Origin of the sequence: Marinobacter fuscus (genome assembly GCF_003007675.1) — a bacterium.
Lineage (GTDB): Bacteria > Pseudomonadota > Gammaproteobacteria > Pseudomonadales > Oleiphilaceae > Marinobacter > Marinobacter fuscus.
The window spans coordinates 1-1,073 of the sequence record NZ_PXNP01000044.1; the positions used below are offsets into that span (position 1 = coordinate 1).

Annotated in this window: 2 protein-coding genes; both read left to right on the plus strand. The window is 54.5% G+C overall.

The genetic code is table 11. The features are described from left to right. Positions 1–209 precede the first annotated feature (209 nt). The gene (locus C7H09_RS08095; RefSeq protein WP_106761210.1) at positions 210–452 is read left to right on the plus strand and encodes a type II toxin-antitoxin system Phd/YefM family antitoxin; all 243 of its coding nucleotides are present in this window, start codon (positions 210–212) and stop codon (positions 450–452) included. Then, positions 449–712 (plus strand): Txe/YoeB family addiction module toxin, encoded by a 264-nt coding sequence (locus C7H09_RS08100; RefSeq protein WP_106761209.1) that lies wholly within the window; start codon positions 449–451, stop codon positions 710–712. The genes C7H09_RS08095 and C7H09_RS08100 overlap by 4 nt, the downstream gene beginning before the upstream one ends. Positions 713–1,073 lie beyond the last annotated feature (361 nt).

Genomic DNA, 1,073 nt, shown 5'->3' on the forward strand with positions numbered 1-1,073 from the left:
CGGTGATCTTCCCACAGGGGACTTTCACCCCATTAGTTCATGCCCATGCTGGGCGTACACAAGGCGCTGTTGTCGCCACTTTCGTGGCTGGGACGGCTTACGCTGCGCTCCAGCCGCTCCAAAGCTTTGCGTTATGCGAGACGTTCGCCTTGACGCACGTACTCAAAGGCGTACACTTGGTTGCAGGTTGAACACACAAGAGGTGCGTCATGACCGGAATCACAGCAACTGAGGCGCGCAGCAACCTATATCGGTTGATTGACGAGACCGCCGAGTCCCACCAACCAATCGTCATCATGGGTAAGCGCAACAAAGCCGTTCTGGTTTCCGAAGAAGACTGGTCTGCAATTCAGGAAACACTTTACCTGCTCTCCGTACCAGGTATGCGGGAGTCGATTCGTGAGGGGATGGATACCCCTTTAGATGAATGCGATGAGGAGCTGGACTGGTGACATGGAAGTTGGTTTACACCAAGCAAGCCCAGAAAGATGCAAAGAAGTTGGCCTCCAGCAGTCTCAAACCAAAGGCCCAGGAACTTTTAGCGCTGATAGCGGAAGATCCATACCGCAAGCCGCCTCCTTTTGAGAAGCTCATTGGTGATCTTGCGGGGGCCTATTCACGCCGAATCAATATTCAGCACCGTCTGGTCTATCAGGTGCTGGAGGGCGAGCAAGTGGTGAAAGTCCTCAGGCTCTGGAGCCACTACGAATAATGCATAACCCATATGAGCCTTCTCTGAGTCAACAGGCAATAGTATTTTTTTGGCCGCGCGAGCGGCCAACCTAAACCCATGAGCGAGAACGCCTGCTTCGTTAGTCTCGCGGAGCTGTCAGGCACTTACAGCAAACACATATAGGGGCTCTCTTACGTGGCTTTAGACCACAGCCTGACCGGTTGTTCCATCGGTGGGTCAGGGGCACCAGACATTCATCGGTTAACCGGCCACTGGCACTATTCAAGGATCTGGCTGCGTAGCTCCAGTTAGCGTCAGGCTCAGGGCCGGTGTAAGCGCACTGGCTCATGGCATTAAGGCACGCCCACGGGGCGGCTAATCAAGGCGACTGGCTTCAACG

Coding starts and splice junctions, on each gene's coding strand:
- C7H09_RS08095 (WP_106761210.1), top strand. CDS start 210: ATGACCGGAATCACAGCAACTGAGGCGCGCAGCAACCTATATCGGTTG.